Annotated in this window: 11 protein-coding genes and 2 tRNA genes; 10 read left to right on the top strand and 3 right to left on the bottom strand. The window is 54.9% G+C overall.

Annotated features, from left to right (window positions below):
* Positions 1-118: 118 nt before the first annotated feature.
* On the bottom strand, positions 119-628 hold the full coding sequence (locus tag LG297_RS19110; protein WP_404423113.1) for a prolyl-tRNA synthetase associated domain-containing protein: 510 nt from the start codon (positions 626-628) through the stop codon (positions 119-121).
* Between the two features lie 217 nt (positions 629-845).
* On the opposite strand from LG297_RS19110, the gene LG297_RS19105 reads away from it, so the two are divergent.
* From LG297_RS19105 to LG297_RS19090, 4 genes are all read left to right on the top strand, one after another.
* Positions 846-920 (top strand) — tRNA-Gly (locus LG297_RS19105).
* A 34-nt stretch (positions 921-954) separates the two neighbouring features.
* Positions 955-1,029 (top strand) — tRNA-Gly (locus LG297_RS19100).
* A 69-nt stretch (positions 1,030-1,098) separates the two neighbouring features.
* Entirely contained in the window at positions 1,099-1,773 is a 675-nt protein-coding gene (locus LG297_RS19095) for a DUF488 family protein (RefSeq protein WP_404423111.1), read from the top strand.
* Between the two features lie 153 nt (positions 1,774-1,926).
* Positions 1,927-3,084: a calcium-binding protein gene (locus tag LG297_RS19090; RefSeq protein ID WP_404423109.1), complete on the top strand. Its 1,158-nt coding sequence runs from the start codon at positions 1,927-1,929 to the stop codon at positions 3,082-3,084.
* A gap of 18 nt (positions 3,085-3,102) precedes the next feature.
* On the opposite strand, the gene fabI is transcribed toward LG297_RS19090, so the two are convergent.
* A complete protein-coding gene (gene fabI, locus LG297_RS19085) occupies positions 3,103-3,861 on the bottom strand; it encodes an enoyl-ACP reductase FabI (RefSeq protein WP_404423107.1) in 759 nt (252 codons plus the stop codon).
* 371 nt (positions 3,862-4,232) lie between these two features.
* Here fabI and LG297_RS19080 point away from each other — a divergent pair, with 371 nt between their 5' ends.
* From LG297_RS19080 to LG297_RS19055, 6 genes are all read left to right on the top strand, one after another.
* Complete coding sequence (locus tag LG297_RS19080) at positions 4,233-9,068, top strand: NAD-glutamate dehydrogenase (protein ID WP_404423105.1); 4,836 nt, start codon at positions 4,233-4,235, stop codon at positions 9,066-9,068.
* Between the two features lie 298 nt (positions 9,069-9,366).
* Positions 9,367-10,017 (top strand): TetR/AcrR family transcriptional regulator, encoded by a 651-nt coding sequence (locus tag LG297_RS19075; RefSeq protein ID WP_404423103.1) that lies wholly within the window; start codon positions 9,367-9,369, stop codon positions 10,015-10,017.
* Positions 10,018-10,143: 126 nt separating this feature from the next.
* Positions 10,144-11,310 (top strand): efflux RND transporter periplasmic adaptor subunit, encoded by a 1,167-nt coding sequence (locus LG297_RS19070; RefSeq protein ID WP_404423101.1) that lies wholly within the window; start codon positions 10,144-10,146, stop codon positions 11,308-11,310.
* Between the two features lie 39 nt (positions 11,311-11,349).
* Positions 11,350-14,529 carry an efflux RND transporter permease subunit gene (locus tag LG297_RS19065; RefSeq protein WP_404423099.1) on the top strand — a complete coding sequence of 1,060 codons (3,180 nt, stop codon included), beginning with the start codon at positions 11,350-11,352 and terminating at the stop codon, positions 14,527-14,529.
* A gap of 164 nt (positions 14,530-14,693) precedes the next feature.
* Positions 14,694-15,635, top strand: a complete 942-nt coding sequence (htpX, locus tag LG297_RS19060) for a zinc metalloprotease HtpX (RefSeq protein WP_404423097.1) — start codon at positions 14,694-14,696, stop codon at positions 15,633-15,635.
* A gap of 189 nt (positions 15,636-15,824) precedes the next feature.
* On the top strand, positions 15,825-17,402 hold the full coding sequence (locus LG297_RS19055) for a hypothetical protein (RefSeq protein WP_404423095.1): 1,578 nt from the start codon (positions 15,825-15,827) through the stop codon (positions 17,400-17,402).
* A gap of 91 nt (positions 17,403-17,493) precedes the next feature.
* Here LG297_RS19055 and LG297_RS19050 read toward each other — a convergent pair whose 3' ends face one another.
* A complete protein-coding gene (locus tag LG297_RS19050; RefSeq protein ID WP_404423093.1) occupies positions 17,494-18,213 on the bottom strand; it encodes a Bax inhibitor-1 family protein in 720 nt (239 codons plus the stop codon).
* Between the last annotated feature and the right edge of the window lie 150 nt (positions 18,214-18,363).

The raw sequence follows: 18,363 nt of genomic DNA, 5'->3' as shown, positions 1-18,363 counted from the left end.
TTCTGAATTTTAGATGATGCCGCGACCTCGGTTCGACAAGGGGCACATCCTGAACATTAGAAAAAACTTTTGTAGTGCTGTTCGCCAAGGATTGGGTGTGGCGGTCATTGAATCAAAATTAGAACAAGACTGTTTCCATCTCGAAATCGATAATTCGAGTTGCGTAACCGAGACTTGTAATGAACTTCATCAGGTCTCCGGATTGAATTGTTGTGGTTCGGTCATTTCGCAAGGGGTGGAAATTAAGAATGTCGCCATTTGCCAGTTTGGCATCGATGGCAAAATTTACTTTGCGGTCACGATCATTGATCAGAGCAAAGGGCGTAACCGACCCGGGAGTGATGCCGAGCGTTTCCAATAACAGCTCCGGTTTGCCAAAAGACAAACGCGCACAGCCCAGCGCCTTGTGCAGCTGGTTCATGCGAACCTGGGTATTTTCCTCGACGACGAGCAGCCAAAGCACATCTTTCTTGTCTTTCATGAAGAGGTTCTTGGCATGAAGGCCCGGAAGGTCGCCGCGCAGGCTTTGCGAATCCTCGACCGTAAACAGAGGCACGTGCTCGTGCGTGCGGGTTTCAATCCCGAGGTTTTCGAGATAATCGAAAAGTCTGGTTGATGGATCACTCATCCTGTTTTCCTTCTGGCTGGGTCGTGGGAAGATAGCCAAATTGCAATTAGGACGCAAATTGCAGCATGTTGGCGTGATTTCTGTGTTTTCAGGGGGAAAAGTCAAGGAAAACCGCCATTCTGATCCCTGCCGTGTTTTGATGGAAAAAAGGGTTGCAATCACGTTTTGTTGGGCTATTATCCGCGCCGCTCCACAGGGGCAGGAAATTCTGATGAATGCGGGCGTAGCTCAGGGGTAGAGCATAACCTTGCCAAGGTTAGGGTCGAGAGTTCGAATCTCTTCGCCCGCTCCATCAGATGATTTCCTCATCATGCTTTCATGATGATGCGGGCGTAGCTCAGGGGTAGAGCATAACCTTGCCAAGGTTAGGGTCGAGAGTTCGAATCTCTTCGCCCGCTCCATGATGAAAGTTCAAAAAGGCTGTCCTTCGGGGCAGCCTTTTTCGTTTCGGGCTTGCGGTTCCCTGTGAGATGTCGTTTTTTGAGCAAATGGACGATAATCAGGACAATAATGACCCCGGCAACATTATCTGGACCGTCGGTTATGCCGGGCATGACCGGGACAGTTTGCTTGCCCTTTTGAAGGGGCAGGGCATTACGGCGGTGGCCGATATTCGGACCTTTCGGGGATCGAATTACTGGAAGGCATTTGATGCCGATACCTTTGGCCCGTTCCTGCGCGAGAACGGCATTGCTTACGTTTTCATGGGGGATGTTCTGGGCGGAAAGCCGCAAGACCCGACATTGTATCCCGACGGGCGGCTGAGCTACGAGCTGATGGCGGCACGTCCGGAATTCAGGGCCGGAATTGATCGTTTGCTTTCGGGGGCCGGCAAATACCGAATCTGCCTTATGTGTGCGGAAAAGGACCCGCTGGATTGCCATCGTACATTGCTGATCGCGCCGGCACTCAAGGCCGCCGGGTTTGATTTGCGGCATCTGGTTTCAGACGGGCGTGTTGAAACCCAGGCTGAAACAGAAAAGCGCATGATTGCGATCAATGGCGGCGATACAGCAGATTTGTTTGCTGCCGCCGCACCGGATCCCGATGCAGAGCTGGTTCTGGCACTTAAGAAGCAAATTGTAAAAGCAGCCCCGCTTGCGGCAGATGCAATAAAATCCGGAAAACGGCAAAATAATTTCTAATATTTCATGTATTAAAACGCGTTATCGCCATTTTTTGAAAATGGTCATTTTGTATAATTGAAGTTTATATTTCATTCTATTTTGCGAATGTTGATGCAAACACGAATATGTATTTAAATCTGCAGTTGATATTATCAGTTGCAGGAGGATTCCATGGCGGTCATTACAGGAACGGAAGGCAATGATAGCCTTGTCGGATCAAGTGATAATGACACGATTTATGGGCTGGCGGGCGATGACCAGCTTTACGGAGCTGGCAGGGATGACGAGCTGACGGGCGGACCGGGGGCGGATTTGCTCGACGGTGGTCCCGGAGGACGTGATAGCGCCAACTACGATACCGATACCGCAACAGAAGGCGTCATTGTTGATCTGCAGGATGGAACAGGCCACGGGGGCGAGGCGCAGGGTGACCGGCTTGTCGGGATCGAGGTGCTTGAAGGAAGTCCCTTCGACGATACCTTGATCGGCGATGATGCAAGCAATGTGCTTTGGGGGCGTGGCGGAAGCGATTTGCTGCTGGGCGGTGACGGGGATGATTTTCTGTACGGTGATTATCTTGGCAATGATCCCGGCAATGACACCCTTCTGGGCGGTGCGGGGAGCGATACCATCACGGGGCGCGAAGGCGAGGATACCCTTTTGGGGGGTGACGGGGATGATATGCTAAGCCCCGGTGCCGATGCTGATTACGTCGATGGCGGTGCGGGAAACGACACATTGCGCTACAATGGTGACATCGGTGTTTCCATTAACCTTGAAACCGGTGTTTTTCAGGGCGGCGAAGCCGAAGGCGACGTTGTCTATGATATCGAAAACCTTTACGGCACAATCCATGATGACCTGCTGATCGGCGATGCTGGTCGGAATGTTCTGCAGGGGCATTTCGGTGATGATGTTCTGCGTGGCGGGGGCGGGCATGACGTACTGCATGGTGGCAATGGTCATGACATCATCGAGGGGGGTGATGGCAACGATTTCCTGCGTGGCAACAGTGACAGATATCCGCAGAACGATGGCCCCGACACGTTTTTGTGGCGGGTGTTTGAAGGGGGTGCTGAACGCGACCGGATTGCCGATTTTGAAACCGGCCCCGATGGTGACAGGCTTCAGCTTGGAAGCGAGTTTCAGGAAAAAAGCGGCATCCACGATTTTGCCGACTTTATCGCCCACGCCGAAGAAACGGATGACGGCCTGTATGTCGATTTCAGCGATGGCCGCCCCTATGACTATGGCGTGTTGATCGAAAATACCGATCTTGCCGATTTTACCGAGGACAATATCGTCTTCGAAGACAGTGTTATCGGTTAGCAGCAGGGTCTTCCGGCCCTAGCCCATGATGTTGTAGCCACCATCGATATGGATCACGTCGCCCGTGATCGCGCGCGACCGGTCGCTGGCAAGAAACGCCGCCAGTTCCCCGATCTCGTCAATGGTGACAAGCCTGCGCCCCGGTGATCGGCTTTGGGCGGTGGTCATCAGGCTGTCGAATTCGGCAATGCCTGACGCTGCACGTGTCAGAAGGGGGCCGGGTGAAATCGCATGGACCTGAATGTTTTTCGGGCCAAGTTCGGCCGCCATGTATCGGGTGGCACTCTCAAGCGCGGCCTTGACCGGCCCCATCACCCCATAATGGTCAACAACCCGTTCCGACCCCATATAGGTGACGGTCAAAAGCGCCCCGCCGTCTTTCATTAATGGTTCGGCACGCTTTGCCAGTCGCTGGAACGAATGGCACGAAATATCCATTGCCGTCAGAAACCCGTCGCGTGAACAGTCGATCACCCGCCCATGCAGGTCATCGCCGGGTGCAAACGCGATGGAATGCAGGACAAAATCCAGTTTTCCCCAGTGATCGGAAATCGCCGCGAACAATCGATCCATCTGGTCTTCGTTCTGAACATCAAGCGGGGTGATGATCGCGGCACCGAGTCCTTCTGCCAATGGGCGGACATGCTTTTCCGCCTTGTCGTTCAGATAGGTAATCGCAAGCTCTGCACCCTCCCGGTTGAAAATTCGCGCACAGCCATAGGCAATCGATTTGTCGTTGGCAATTCCGACGATAAGGCCCTTCTTTCCTGCCAGCACCGGGCATCTCCTGATTTGAAGTGTTTTGCGGATGCGAAGCGAACTTCTGATTCACAAGGTTGGCAAAGCTTAGATGATTTTGCGATGCAACAAAGTGTAAAATTCTGTGACAATCCCCAATTGGAATACAGGGCTCCGTTGATCGGAACCTATTGAGTGAACGATTTTTTTTTGTGCAGAAGCATAGTTTTTAGGCAGACGATCGGCTATGTGTAGCCTTGGAAGGAAGCTGCAGTTTTCCGTCATTTCCGGGTGTGGGGAACTTCAGGTTGTCTTCCCAAATACATGTGACATCCGAGGTGTGTGGTGCCGCCCGCAAAGGTCGGCACTTCGGTTCTGGCAAACAGAACCGATAAAAAGGGAAATTGGACATGAAAGCCCGAAGCGACGACCCGAAACGGGAAGTCATCGACAAGGTTGTCGAACAGATCCAGCAACGCTTGACCGGTAAAATGGCGAAGGATGCAGAAGCATTCGTTCGCCTTTTTTACAAGGATGTACCGCCCGACGACATGGCAGGTCGATCCGTCGACTCGCTTTATGGCGCGGCACTGACGCTTTACAAATTTGCGCAAAAGCGCCCGTCGGCCAATGCCGCCAAGATCCGGGTTTATAACCCCGATCTTGAGGAGCATGGCTGGAAATCCGATCACACCGTGATCGAGATGATCAATACGGATATGCCGTTCCTGGTGGATTCCGTAACGTCTGCCCTTCATGAATTCGATCTGACCGTCCATTTGGTGATCCATCCGATCATGTGTATTGCACGTGATGATCGTGGTGAATTGCAGTCGGTCGAAGGTGTCGAAGGTTCCGATGCACCACGTGAATCCGTGATGCATCTTGAAATTGACGAACAGACCGATGAAACGGTTCTGCAGAAAGTCCGTGACCGTCTCGAAGATGTCCTGACCGATGTCAGCCTGTCGGTCGAGGATTGGCAGGCGATGCTGTCAAAGGTCGCCGAGGTTCTTGAGGATATCAAAACTGCACCAACCGGCATTTCTGAAGAAATCCAGAAAGAAGCCCAGGATTTTCTTGGTTGGGTCCATAACGATCACTTCACCTTCCTGGGATACCGCGAATACAAATTCAGTGGTTCGGGCAAGAAGGCCAAGGTCGATGTAAACGCCGATAGCCAATTGGGCATCTTGCGCCGTGAAGGTACGCATATCTTTGATGAGTTGCGTCAGATCGGAAACCTGTCGTCCGAAGTGCAGGCATTCGTGGCACAGCCAAGCCTTTTGATGGTGACCAAGGCGAATAAACAATCGACGGTTCACCGTCCGGTGCATCTTGATACCATCGTCGTCAAGCAGTTCGATGATGATGGCAAGGTTATCGGCCAGCATTTGTTTGTCGGCTTGTTTACCTCGGTTGCCTATAACCTCAGTCCGCGCGTAATCCCGCTTTTGCGCATGAAACTTGCCGAGACCATCAAGCGCGCCGGCTTCCCGCCCGCCAGCCATGATGCCAAGGCGCTGGTCAATATTCTTGAAACCTTTCCGCGCGATGAACTGTTCCAGATCGAACTTGATGATCTGTATCATATCTGTATGGGCATCCTGCATCTTCAGGAACGCCAGCGGATTGCCCTGTTCGTGCGTCGTGATGCCTTTGAACGCTTTGTTTCCTGTCAGGTGTTCTGCCCTCGTGACCGGTTCTCGACCAAACTTCGCATGAAGTTCCAGTCGGTGATCGAAGCCGCCTTTGATGGCAAGGTGACGGCACATTACACATTGATCGGCGATAGTCCCCTTGCGCGGTTGCACATTCTGGTCAAAACCACGCCGGGCGAGTTGCCGGAATACAATGTCGCCGATATCGAACGCCAGCTTGTCGAAATCGCACGTGACTGGGCCGATACGCTCCGTCAGGTGCTGGTGCGTGAAATGGGCGAAGAACGCGGTCTGGCGCTGTATCGTCGCTATGGCGAAAGCTTCACGGGCGATTATCGTGATCGGTTCGGTGTCGATACAGCGGCCCTTGATATCGACCGGATCGAGGATGTGATCAAATCATCGGACTTGCGGGTCAATCTGTATCGTCCGATCGAGGCCGCCGAAAACGAGCTGCGCTTCAAGATTTATAATCCCGGTGCGCCGGTGCCGCTTTCCGACGTTCTGCCGATGCTTGAAAATATGGGTCTTAAGGTCATTACCGAAAACCCGTTCAAGGTGGAGCCGCGCGATACCGATGTGAATGTCCGCATTCACGATTTCGGCGTACAGGTTGACGGCGAATTCCATCTGCATGATGTGCGTGACAAGTTCCAGGAACTGTTCATTCGCATGTGGCATGGCGAAGTCGAAAACGACGCCTTTAACCGTCTTGTTCTGCTGGGCGGGTTGCATTGGCGCGAAGTCGTTATTCTGCGGACCTATGCACGCTATATGCGTCAGATGGGATCGGCCTTCTCGCAGGATTACATGGCCAAAACCCTGGCCAATAATGCCGGTCTGGCAGCAACGATTGTTGATCTGTTTGTCGCGCGTTTTGACCCGGATCGTGATCCGGGGCTGGCCGCCGAAGTCGAAGCCATCGAAGGTGACATTATCACCCGCCTCGAAGATGTGATGAACCCGGACGAGGACCGCATTCTGCGCGCCTTCCTCAACCTTGTTCAATCAACGCTTCGCACCAACTATTTCCAGTATGGCAAGGACGGCAATCCGAAACCCTATCTGTCGGTTAAATTCAATTCCGGCATGGTCGAAGATTTGCCGCTTCCCCGTCCGTGGCGCGAAATATTTGTCTATTCGCCGCGGGTCGAGGCCGTTCATCTGCGCGGTGGTCCGGTTGCGCGTGGCGGTATCCGCTGGTCGGATCGTCAGGAAGATTTCCGCACCGAAATTCTCGGGCTGGTAAAGGCCCAGATGGTCAAGAACGCGGTGATCGTGCCGGTCGGCTCCAAGGGTGGCTTTGTCGTTAAACGGCCCCCGGTCGATGGCGGTCGCGAAGCCTTCCTTGAAGAAGGCATTGCCTGTTACAAAACGCTGATGTCGGGCATGCTTGATATCACCGACAACATCGTCGGTGGCGATATCATCCCGCCGGAACGTGTACGCCGTCTTGATGACGATGATCCCTATCTGGTCGTTGCGGCGGACAAGGGGACCGCGACCTTCTCCGATATCGCCAATGGTGTCGCCCGTGATTATGGCTTCTGGCTGGACGATGCCTTCGCATCGGGTGGCTCGCAGGGCTATGACCACAAAAAAATGGGCATCACCGCACGCGGTGCCTGGGAATCGGTCAAACGTCATTTCCGCGAAATCGGCAAGGACATCCAGAAAGAACCCTTCACTGTGGCCGGTGTTGGCGACATGTCGGGCGACGTGTTTGGCAACGGCATGCTGTTGTCCGAACAGATCAAGCTGGTTGCCGCCTTCAACCACATGCATATTTTTGTCGATCCCGACCCGGATCTGGCAAAAAGCTTTGCCGAACGCAAGCGTCTGTTTGATATGCCGCGCTCAAGCTGGGCCGATTACGATACCAAGGTTCTGTCAAAAGGCGGTGCAATCTTTGACCGCAAGGCCAAGACGCTTGATCCCTCCGCCGAGGTCCGCAAGCTGCTTGATCTTGGCACCGGCAAGGTAACGCCGGCCGACATGATGAAGGCCATCCTGAAATCCGATGTCGAACTTCTGTGGTTCGGCGGGATCGGGACCTATATCAAATCATCCGCGGAATCGAATGCCGATGCCGGGGATCGTGCCAATGATGCCATTCGCATCAATGGCAAGGATATCCGGGCAAAGGTCATCGGCGAGGGTGCCAACCTTGGCTGCACACAGCGTGGTCGTATCGAGTATGCCCATGCTGGTGGTCGTTTGAATACGGACGCCATCGACAATGCGGCGGGCGTGAACTGCTCGGACCACGAGGTCAATATCAAGATCCTCGTGGGCGAGGTGGTGGCCGCCGGCGACATGACCGAAAAGCAGCGCAACAAACTGCTGGTCGAAATGACTGACGAGGTCGGCGATCTGGTGCTGCGTGACAACTATCTGCAAAGCCAGGCGATCTCGAACGTCTTTGCCGGGGGCGGGGATGCACTTGATGCGCAGATACGTCTGATCCGCATGCTGGAACGCGAAGGTCGTCTGAACCGGGAAATCGAATATCTTCCGGATGACGAGGAACTGGCACGGCGTTCTGCGGCGCATCAGGGTCTGACCCGTCCGGAAATCTCGGTTCTGATGCCCTATGCCAAGCTGTGGCTGTATGACGAGGTGCTTAAATCCGATCTGCCCGATGATCCGATCCTGGTCGAGGAACTGGTGCGGTATTTCCCGACGGCAGTTCGTAAAAAATACAGTGCGGCCATTTCCAACCACCGTCTGAGACGCGAAATCATCGCCACCGTCGGCACCAACAGTCTGGTCAACCGCGTTGGCGGGACGTTTGTCCATGACATGATGGAGGCAACCGGGCTTTCGGCGGTGGATGTCTCGCGCGGTTATCTGATTACCCGTGCGGTCTTTGGCCTGCGCAAGCTTTGGTCGGGGATCGAGGCCCTTGATAACAAGGTCGATGCCAGGGTCCAGATCGCGATGTTCTCCCACATCAACCGCATGGTCGAAGATGTGACCCTGTGGTTCCTGCGCAATTGCGAGGAATTGAATGTCGGGGCGAAGATCGAACTGTTCCGTCCGGCGGTCGCCAAGGTGATCGAGGCCTTTGACGATATCGTTCCCGCCGATGCGGCCTTCCGAACGACCCTGGATCAGAAATCGCAATCCCTGATCGATCAGAGCGTGCCCGAAGATCTGGCGCGCCGTATTGCCGCGATGCAGCAGATGGTTGCGGTGTGTGACATCGTCCGTATTGCCGAGGCAACCGGGCGTGACGTCATCGATGTCGGGGCGACCTATTTTGCCATCGGGGCGCGCTTCCAGCTTGGCCTGCTGCGTGCGGCGGCCGAGTCTATCGAAGCCGAAACCCATTGGCAGAAACTGGCCCGTGCCGCGGCCATCGACGATCTGTTCGGGCATCAGCGCGAACTGACCCGTGTTGTGTTGGCATCGGGTAAAAACGGCACGGTCGGCGGTGATCTGGTCAAGAAATGGGTCGATGATCATCAACGCGGCTGTGCGCGGTGCGATCAACTGATCGACGAACTTCGTGCTGCCGGTCAGATCGATCTGTCGATGATCACGGTTGCCAACCGCCAGATCCGGGCAATGGTCGGCGGCTGATCGATCAACCGCCTGATCAACGGCCTGATACTATTCCAAAGAGGGCGCTTCGGTGCCCTCTTTTTTTATCCGCAATGCGGGCTTCGGGCCGTTAACATTGTCAGGAGCAATCAGACGCGTTCCGGTTGGTATTTTTTTCAGGTTGGGAGAATAGAAAGAAGTAATTGAATCGATTAAATTTACTGCCATTCTCCTGCCGTTTTTATATGATGAAAACAAGATGAAAGCCGGTGAAACCTTGAAAAATACCAACCGGTACGTATATTAAATTCGGAAAAACCAATAAATGGTGTGAGAAATGAGGAACGCTGCCGAGACCCGGACAAAACTGCTGGAGACCGCAATTCAATTGCTGTGGACCAGCAGCTATCACGATATTGGTGTCAGTGATGTTTGCAAACATGCAGGCGTCACCAAGGGCGCATTCTATCATCATTTTGACAGCAAGGCCGCCCTGTTTGCCGCCTCGGCCCGCCATCACTGGGACAAGGGAAAGGACGAACTCAGAGCGATCTTTTCCCCGGAAATCGCCCCGCTGGATCAGCTCAACCGCTATATCGACCTGATCATGAACAAGCAGAAAAAGTTTGGTGTGCCGGGCGATACAGAGGTCTGCGTCTGCCCGATCTTTACCGCAGGTGGCCAGGTTGGGCCCGAGGATATCGAAATTCAGGATTGCTCCCGCGAACTGGCCGAAGAGCAAATGAAATATCTTGCCTCGATGATTCGCGGCCTGAAGGGCGAAGGCATGTTGTCGGGCGATGCCGATGTGACGACGCTTGCGCGTCTGGTTTTCCAGTATGTTCACGGTCTGCTGACATTTGGCAAGGTTTTTGGCTGTGTTGATACTGTTCGGTCTGATATGCGCATCGGCATCTGCCGAATCCTTGATTTACGCTGTGAATTCAGGAATGTAAGCCAAAAAGAGACCGAGCTCGCTGCTGTCTAGTCGTTCTGAAAATTTAGAATAACTGCAAAATTTTTTCAGTTCGCACTTGCAAACAAACCGATCGGTACGCATCTTCCCGTTATTCTGTCCGCAAATGCGCGGGTAACGCTATTGGGAAATGGAAAGATGCAATCACGATCCAAACTAAAAATGTTGCTGTCGGCCACAGCTGCAATCGTTGCGATTGCTGCCGGTGGTTACGGACTAAGCACCATCGGTTCTGCCGATGCAGACGAAGCCGTTGTACAGGCCGAGCCACAAGTCACCCCCGTCACGGTCCAGGGCATTCACAGTCAGTCTGTCCGTCTCTGGAACAACTTTTCCGGTCGTCTGAGTGCGGTCGAGGAAGTTCAGCTTCGACCGCAGGTCAGTGGTGCGATTGTCGATATCCGTTTCGAAGATGGCCAGATCGTCAAGGAAGGCGATATTCTCGCGGTGATCGATCCCCGCACCTACAAGGCGGCGGTTGATGAAGCCAAGGCGGAACTGGCTGCTGCGCGCCAAACCCTGTCGCTTGCTGCCAAGGAAAAGGTACGTGCGGAAAAACTGGTTGCCAACGGCACGGTTTCCAAACGTGTCTTTGACGAACGCGTCAGTGCCGAGCAGGTTGCGCAAAGTCAGGTTAACCGTGCGCTTGCACAGCTTGAACTTGCCGAAATCGAATTTGACCATGCCTTCGTCAAGGCTCCGATTGATGGCCGCGTCAGCCGGGTCGAACTGACCGTCGGCAATCAGGTCAATGCCGGGCCGAATGCACCGGTCCTGACCACCATTGTCTCGACCGGAAAAATCTACGCCGATTTCGATTTGGACGAACAAACCTATTTCGCCAGCATCTATGACGCCACCAAGATTGGTGGTGCCGCACAGCAAATCCCGGTCCGTATGACCGTTGCGGGTGGCGAGACAATTTCAGGCTTTATCCACAGTTTCGACAACCGGATCGATACCCGGACCGGCACCATTCGGACGCGTGCCCTGTTTGACAACAGCGATGGCGCGCTTCTGCCGGGCAGTTTTGCCAGTCTGCAACTCGGCACCTCCGCCGAGCAGGATGTCATCCTGATTTCACCCGACGCCATCAGCACCGATCAGGACCGCAAATTCGTTTACGTGGTCCAATCCGACAATACGGTTGCCTATCGTCAGGTGACGCTGGGTGCCGAAGTCGACGGACGTCGCATCGTGACCTCCGGGCTTGAACCCGGTGACATGGTGATTGTGAACGGCATCATGAAGGTTCGCCCCGGTATGCCCGTTGCCCCCGAAATTCTGCAGGCCTCGGCATCCTGACGGGATGCTTGACTGCGCGCAAAGACTAGGCTGACCGTTATGCAGAATATATCCAGATTCTTTGTGGATCGCCCGATTTTCGCCGGCGTTCTATCCGTCCTGATATTGTTATCAGGTTTGATTGCCATGTTGAATTTGCCGATTTCCGAATATCCGGAAGTCGTGCCGCCCACCGTCGTGGTCGAGGCGCAATTCCCCGGTGCAAACCCGGCCGAAATTGCGCAAACCGTCGCCTCCCCGCTTGAAGAGCAGATCAACGGGGTCGAGGGGATGCTTTATGTCAACTCGCTGGCAACGACCGATGGTCGTCTCAGTCTGACCGTGACCTTTGAAATCGGTACCGACCCTGATCTGGCCCAGCAAAAGGTCCAGAACCGGGTGTCACAGGCCGAACCGCGCCTGCCCGATATCGTCCGTCAGCTTGGCGTGACGGTATCAAAACAATCCCCGGATTTGACGATGGTGGTGCATCTGCTCTCGCCAAATGACCGCTATGACATGCTGTATCTGCGTAACTACGCGACCCTGAATGTCAAGGACCAGCTTGCGCGCATCAAGGGCGTCGGGCAGGTCGGTCTGTTCGGGTCGGGTGATTATGCAATGCGCATCTGGCTTAACCCGGACAAGGTCGCCGAACGCGGTTTGACAGCGGGCGATGTTGTGTCCTCGATCCAAAGCCAGAACGTGCAGGTCGCAGCCGGCACCATTGGCGGCGCGCCCTATGATACCGGTGTGCAGTTCCAGTTGCCGATCAATGTTCACGGACGCCTTGAAACGCCCGAGGAATTTGCCGAAATCATCGTCAATCGTGATGAGGACGGCACCGTAACCCGTCTTGGTGATGTCGCCCGGGTCGAGCTGGAGGCACAGCAATATGCCCTGCGTTCCCTGCTCGATAACAAATCCGCCGTTGCCCTGCCGATCTTTGCATCGCCCGGTTCCAACGCGCTTGAAATTTCAAGCAACGTTCGCGCAACCATGGAAGAGCTCAAGCAGAACTTCCCCGAAGGTCTTGAATACAGCATCGTTTACGATCCGACCGTCTTTGTTCGAAGCTCGATCAAATCGGTGATCATGACCCTGCTCGAAGCCGTCGCCCTTGTTGTTGTGGTGGTGACAATCTTCCTGCAAACCTGGCGTGCCTCGATCATTCCGCTGCTGGCTGTGCCGGTGTCGATTATCGGGACATTTGCCCTGATGCTGTTGCTGGGATTCTCGATCAACGTGCTGTCGTTGTTCGGTCTGATCCTCGCCATCGGGATCGTGGTCGATGATGCCATCGTGGTGGTCGAAAACGTCGAACGTAATATCGAACGCGGTCTTTCGCCGCGCGATGCGACTGTGGCCGCCATGCGCGAAGTCACCGGGCCGATCATCGCAACCTCGCTGGTCATTACCGGCGTGTTCGTTCCGATTGCCTTCATCAGTGGCCTGACGGGGCAGTTCTATCAACAGTTCGCCCTGACAATCGCCATTGCAACGATCATTTCAACCATCAACTCCCTGACACTCAGCCCGGCCCTGTCGGCACTGCTGCTAAAACCCCATGACGCGCCGAAGGACTGGCTGACCCGTGCCATGGACTTTGTCTTTGGCTGGTTCTTCCGCTGGTTCAACCGGTTCTTCAACCGCAGTACGGAAATGTATGGTGGTGGCGTAAAGCGGCTGCTGGGGATGAAAACCATCATGATGGCGGTCTATGCCGGATTGCTGGTTCTGACCTGGCAGGGCTTCCAGATTTTGCCGTCCGGCTTCATTCCGTTGCAGGACAAGCAATATCTGGTCAGCTTTGCACAATTGCCGCAGGGCGCGACACTGGACCGTACCGAAGAAGTCATTCGCGAAATGTCTGATATCGCACTGGCCGAACCCGGTGTCGAAAGTGCCGTGTCCTTCCCGGGCCTGTCGATCAACGGTTTTGTGAACAGTTCAAGTGCCGGCATTGTCTTTGTGACCTTGACCGACTTTGCCGAACGCAAATCCGATGATCTGTCGGGGCTGGCGATTGCTGGTAAACTGCAACAGAAATATGCCGCACTTGACGAGGCCTTTGTCGCCATCTTCCCGCCACCCCCGGTTCAGGGGCTTGGTACGGTCGGTGGTTTCAAGCTGCAGGTGCAGGATCGTACCGATCAGGGATATCGTGCGCTTGATGACGCCATGAAACAGGTGCTGGCCAAGGCATGGGCAGCACCCGAACTGACCGGTGTGTTCTCAAGCTACAATATCAATGTCCCGCAGTTGGAGGCCAATCTGGACCGTACAAAGGTTCAGCAGCTCGGCATTCCGGTCGATGAAATCTTCCGGACCATGCAGATCTATCTGGGCTCGATGTATGTCAACGATTTCAACCAGTTCGGTCGCACCTATCAGGTGATCGCACAGGCCGATAAACCTTATCGCTCAAGCCCGGAAGACATCCTGCGTCTGCAAACGCGCAACGCGGATGGCGATATGGTTCCGCTTGGCAGTGTTATTTCCGTGTCCGAAACATTCGGTCCGGATACCGCCATGCGTTACAACGCCTTCCGTTCTGCTGATCTGAACGGCAACGCCGCCCCGGGTTATTCCAGTGGCGAGGCCGAGGCCGCGATTATCAAGATCCTTGATGAAACCCTGCCACCCGGCATGTCCTATGAATGGACGGATCTGACCTATCAGCAGATCCTCGCGGGCAATACGGCAATCTTCATCTTCCCGATCTGTATCTTGCTGGTCTTCCTTGTTCTGGCGGCCCAGTACGAAAGCCTGACCTTGCCGCTGGCGGTCATCATGATCGTCCCGATGAGTACGTTGTCGGCGGCCTTTGGTGTCTATCTGTTTGGGGGGGATAACAATATCTTCACCCAGATCAGTCTGTTCGTTCTGGCCGGACTGGCATCAAAGAACGCCATCCTGATTGTCGAGTTCGCCCGCGAACTTGAACATCAGGGCCGGACAACCGTTCAGGCGGCAATTGAAGCCAGCCGTCTGCGCCTGCGGCCGATCCTGATGACATCGCTTGCATTCATCATGGGCGTTGTGCCGCTGGTGCTTTCAAGCGGGGCCGGTTCGGAAATGCGTCAGGCTATCGGCATTGCCGTCTTCTCGGGGATGCTGGGCGTGACCGTCTTCGGTCTGATTTTGACACCGGTGTTCTACGTGCTGGTGCGCAAGATGGGCCGTGGCAACGAGGTTCGTTCACTTGAAGGGGCTGACGCGCAGCAGCCCGCGGAGTAACGAAAACCGTTGCACAACAGCCGGACCATAAAGTTCCCCCGACCCCGTGGTCCGGCTGTTTCTTTCTTCTGTGAAATTGATCTCATCTGGTTTCGGTCACGCTTGCCTTGGCGCAACTTCTCCCTATCTTCTGCGCGGAGCATTCGTCAAAGGAAGTGTCGACCATGAATTATGTGCGTACAGGTTTGTTGCTGGCTGGCTTGACAGCGCTGTTTGGCGCAGTCGGCATGATGATTGGCGGGCAACAGGGCATGATCATCGCATTGCTGTTTGCTGCCGCGATGAATGTGTTTGCCTATTGGAACGCGGATTCCATGCTTTTGCGTATGCGCGGTGCAAGGCAGGTGGACGACCGGACCGCACCCGAACTGGTATCGATGGTGCGTGAACTGGCCGGGAATGCCGGGCTTCCGATGCCCAAGGTCTATGTGATCGATAATCCCCAGCCCAATGCTTTTGCCACCGGGCGTAATCCGGAAAATGCAGCCGTCGCCGCAACCAGCGGCCTGATGCAGTTGCTGGATCGCAATGAAATTGCCGGTGTGATGGCCCATGAACTGGCCCATATCAAAAACCGCGATACCTTGACCATGACGATCACTGCAACCATCGCCGGGGCGATTTCCGCTTTGGCGAACTTTGCGATGTTTGCCGGGATGTTTGGTGGTGGTCGAAACGATAACAACAATCCGCTCGGCGGGCTGGGTATGATCCTTGTTGCCATTCTGGCACCGCTTGGCGCGATGCTGGTGCAAATGGCAATCTCGCGCACCCGCGAATACGAAGCCGACAAGATCGGCGCTGAAATCTGCCGCCATCCGATGTGGCTGGCATCCGCTCTGAACAAACTCGACAAGGGCGTTCGTTCCATTCCCAATATGGATGCCGAACGTAACCCGGCGACCGCGCATATGTATATTGCCAACCCGCTTTCGGGCAAAGGTGTTGATAACCTGTTCTCAACCCATCCGAGCATGTCCAACCGGATTGCCAAATTGCGCGAAATGGCGGGCGCGCCACAATCGGGAACGACGGCACCGACAAAATCCGGCCCGTGGTCCGGCTCGGCAAAGGAACGCAGGGTGCGTCGTCGCCCCTGGAATTAATCCAGGTTATTAAAATCCGGGGGAATTTCCCGACCTGTCCCTATACGTGACGGGTCTCTTTTATCCTTCGGTATGGTGTGAAACAGGGCGGCGTATTATTGACGCCGCCGCCGCCACAAGTGATTATATCATGATCATCTAAGTCAACCTCCGGCCACGGATGACGAAGGACGTGTGATAAGGGGATAAATGGCGGGCTTCTGGTCCATGGTCGGGCTTGTTTTCAAGTCCATCTTTGCCACGGGTGAAACGGTTGGCGATGGTTCTGTTCCGGAAACGGAAACTGCAGAACCGGTCGAACCATGCCTGTATGCCATTGCCCATTTTGTCCCCGAAGATCCCTCTGGCACTCCTTTGCCCGATCAGGCCGGTGACTGGATGAAACGGATATTGTCCGATATTCCCGATACCACGGCACTTTCCCTTGGGCGCCACATTGCGATTAATACCGATATTGCCGACCTGTTTCAGGGCGTGCGCGAAGCCCATGCTAGCGCACTAAACCTTGCGCACCGTCAGGACGCGACAGCCGTATTCTGGGGGCAGACCGATCCGGATACCGGAACGCTGAATGTGCATTTCAGTAACGATACTCTGGTCTCGCCGCTCTACGAATTGCTGATGCCGCTGATCCACAGTTTCCATCAGCCGCAACACAAGGACACGGCCGCCGCCCTGCAAATTCTTTTGACCTGTGAACTGCTGGCCCAGGCGCGGGGACATGACCGGCGGGCCCTTCAGGTTGCACGTCTTTCATCGCACCTTGATGACTTTCAGGAACGTATCAACAACGGTGAAAACATCGCCGATGCCGGGCCGGGGGTCGTAACGGCCTATGCTTTTGGGGCTGTAATGCTGGCCGAAACCGGTGAGCGCAGCTATTGCGCCAGCGCAATCAGGGTGATCGAGCCGATTATCCGCGATATCCTGATGATTGTCGGTGATCCGCAAAAGGACGTCAAAAAAGCCAAACAACCGGCCGGTCTTTTGCATGAACGCATCACACGGCAGCAAACCGTGGAAACGGTCCTGAAAACCGAAGACATGTTGCGTGGTGTTGGCGATCTGTCCCTTGTCAATCCGCAACGTTCGGCACTGATGGCGCTTTACGGCACGCTTCTGAACTGGTCGATGATCAGCAATATGAACGCGCGCTCGGGGGGAACCGCGATTGGTTTGTGGAAACTTCTGGAACGACGCTTTGAACTGATGGCGGGTACGCCTGTTTCGCGCGCGATTGCCATTGGCAAACTTGGCGAGGCCATGATGATCCACGCCAAGGAAGTCGAAGATATCGAAATGGCCCAAACTGCCAGCGGCCATTATCGCCGGGCGCTCGGGCTGGTGAATGCAAAGGCCCATGCGACCCTGTATGCACAGACCGCTTATGGATTGGCCGAGTCTGTTGTTGCGCAGTCCTCGATAGGCAGCGTCGGCGTTCCGGCCGAACAGGTGATCCCGGTGTTTCAGGCGGCACTCAAGGTCTGCTCGCGGCGTGATCATCCCTATCTGTGGGGGCGGGCGATGTTTGCGCTCGGCAGTGTCCAGTTTTCGACCGGTGCGGCGGAAAAGGACCTTAAATTGATATCGCAGGCGCGGATGAATTTCTCGCAGGCTTACGAGGCCTTTGACGAAGCCGCGGCGCGTGGTGCGGCGCGCGCTGCTTCGGGCAGCTTTACCCGTGCCGAAAACATGCTTCACCAACTCGCTCAACGTCAGTCGGTTATTGATGCGACCGGTGGCGCTGGCGAAGCCAAGGCGTCGTAATCCGGTTCCTGTCATGTTCCAAACAGGCAAAAGAAAACCCCGCAACCTTTCGATTGCGGGGTTTTCCGACTGCGAATGCCGGGGATCAGTTCTATTCGCGATTGCCCAAGAACTGAAGCAGCATTACGAACAGGTTCACGAAGTCCAGATAAAGCTGCAGGGCGCCAAAGATGGCTTTCTTGCCTGCGGTCGCCTGATCATCGTGGACGTGGTAGCTTTCCTTGATCCGCTGGGTGTCATATGCGGTCAGACCGGTAAAGATCAGAACGCCCGCACCAGAGATCACGAACTGAAGCATCGAGCTGCCCAGGAAGATGTTCACGACACTGGCCAGGATGATCCCGATCAGGCCCATGAACAGGAAGCTTCCCCAGCCCGACAGGTCTTTCTTCGTCGTATAGCCATAAAGGCTCATCGCGGCGAAGGTGCCTGCGGTGATGAAGAAGGTCCGTGCGATGCTTTCACCCGTGTAAACGAGGAAGATCGACGACAGCGACAGACCCATCAGTGCTGCATAAATCCAGAATGTGGTCTGTGCGGCACCAAAGCTCATCTTGTGGATGCGGAAGCTCAGGAACAGGACGAGCCCGATCGGGGCCAGCATCACGATCCAGTGCAAGCCGGTTCCGAAAATCGCCTGCATCAGGGTAGGGCTGGTCGACACAGCCATCGCGACGATCCCGGTCAGGGCAAGTGCAGATGCCATATAGTTGTAGACACGCAGCATATAGGCGCGGAGACCTTCATCAATCTCGGCTGCCGACCGGCCAACCGAGACGTCATAGCCGCGTTGACGCGTTTCAAAAGCCATTGAAATCCCTCTTTGATCCATAACGGGCAGAATGTTCATAGAACTCTGCGATGATGAAAATATGGCAGGATTTCCGTGAAAAGCAACGGTTTGGCCGATGACCTTGTATATCATACCGATGATATTGTGATCTTGTTCACTTCCCCGATG

This window comes from Thalassospira australica (assembly GCF_044790785.1).
Classification (GTDB): domain Bacteria; phylum Pseudomonadota; class Alphaproteobacteria; order Rhodospirillales; family Thalassospiraceae; genus Thalassospira; species Thalassospira australica_A.
The sequence above is the reverse complement of the archived record's forward strand: the minus strand, read 5'-3'. Positions and strand labels throughout refer to the sequence as shown.

Bases quoted from the DNA above. Each gene is read 5' to 3' on its own strand.
- htpX (WP_404423097.1), top strand. From the start codon at position 14,694: ATGAATTATGTGCGTACAGGTTTGTTGCTGGCTGGCTTGACAGCGCTG.
- LG297_RS19075 (WP_404423103.1), top strand. From the start codon at position 9,367: ATGAGGAACGCTGCCGAGACCCGGACAAAACTGCTGGAGACCGCAATT.
- LG297_RS19090 (WP_404423109.1), top strand. From the start codon at position 1,927: ATGGCGGTCATTACAGGAACGGAAGGCAATGATAGCCTTGTCGGATCA.
- LG297_RS19050 (WP_404423093.1), bottom strand. From the start codon at position 18,213: ATGGCTTTTGAAACGCGTCAACGCGGCTATGACGTCTCGGTTGGCCGG.
- LG297_RS19065 (WP_404423099.1), top strand. From the start codon at position 11,350: ATGCAGAATATATCCAGATTCTTTGTGGATCGCCCGATTTTCGCCGGC.
- LG297_RS19110 (WP_404423113.1), bottom strand. From the start codon at position 628: ATGAGTGATCCATCAACCAGACTTTTCGATTATCTCGAAAACCTCGGG.
- LG297_RS19095 (WP_404423111.1), top strand. From the start codon at position 1,099: ATGTCGTTTTTTGAGCAAATGGACGATAATCAGGACAATAATGACCCC.
- LG297_RS19055 (WP_404423095.1), top strand. From the start codon at position 15,825: ATGGCGGGCTTCTGGTCCATGGTCGGGCTTGTTTTCAAGTCCATCTTT.
- LG297_RS19080 (WP_404423105.1), top strand. From the start codon at position 4,233: ATGAAAGCCCGAAGCGACGACCCGAAACGGGAAGTCATCGACAAGGTT.
- LG297_RS19070 (WP_404423101.1), top strand. From the start codon at position 10,144: ATGCAATCACGATCCAAACTAAAAATGTTGCTGTCGGCCACAGCTGCA.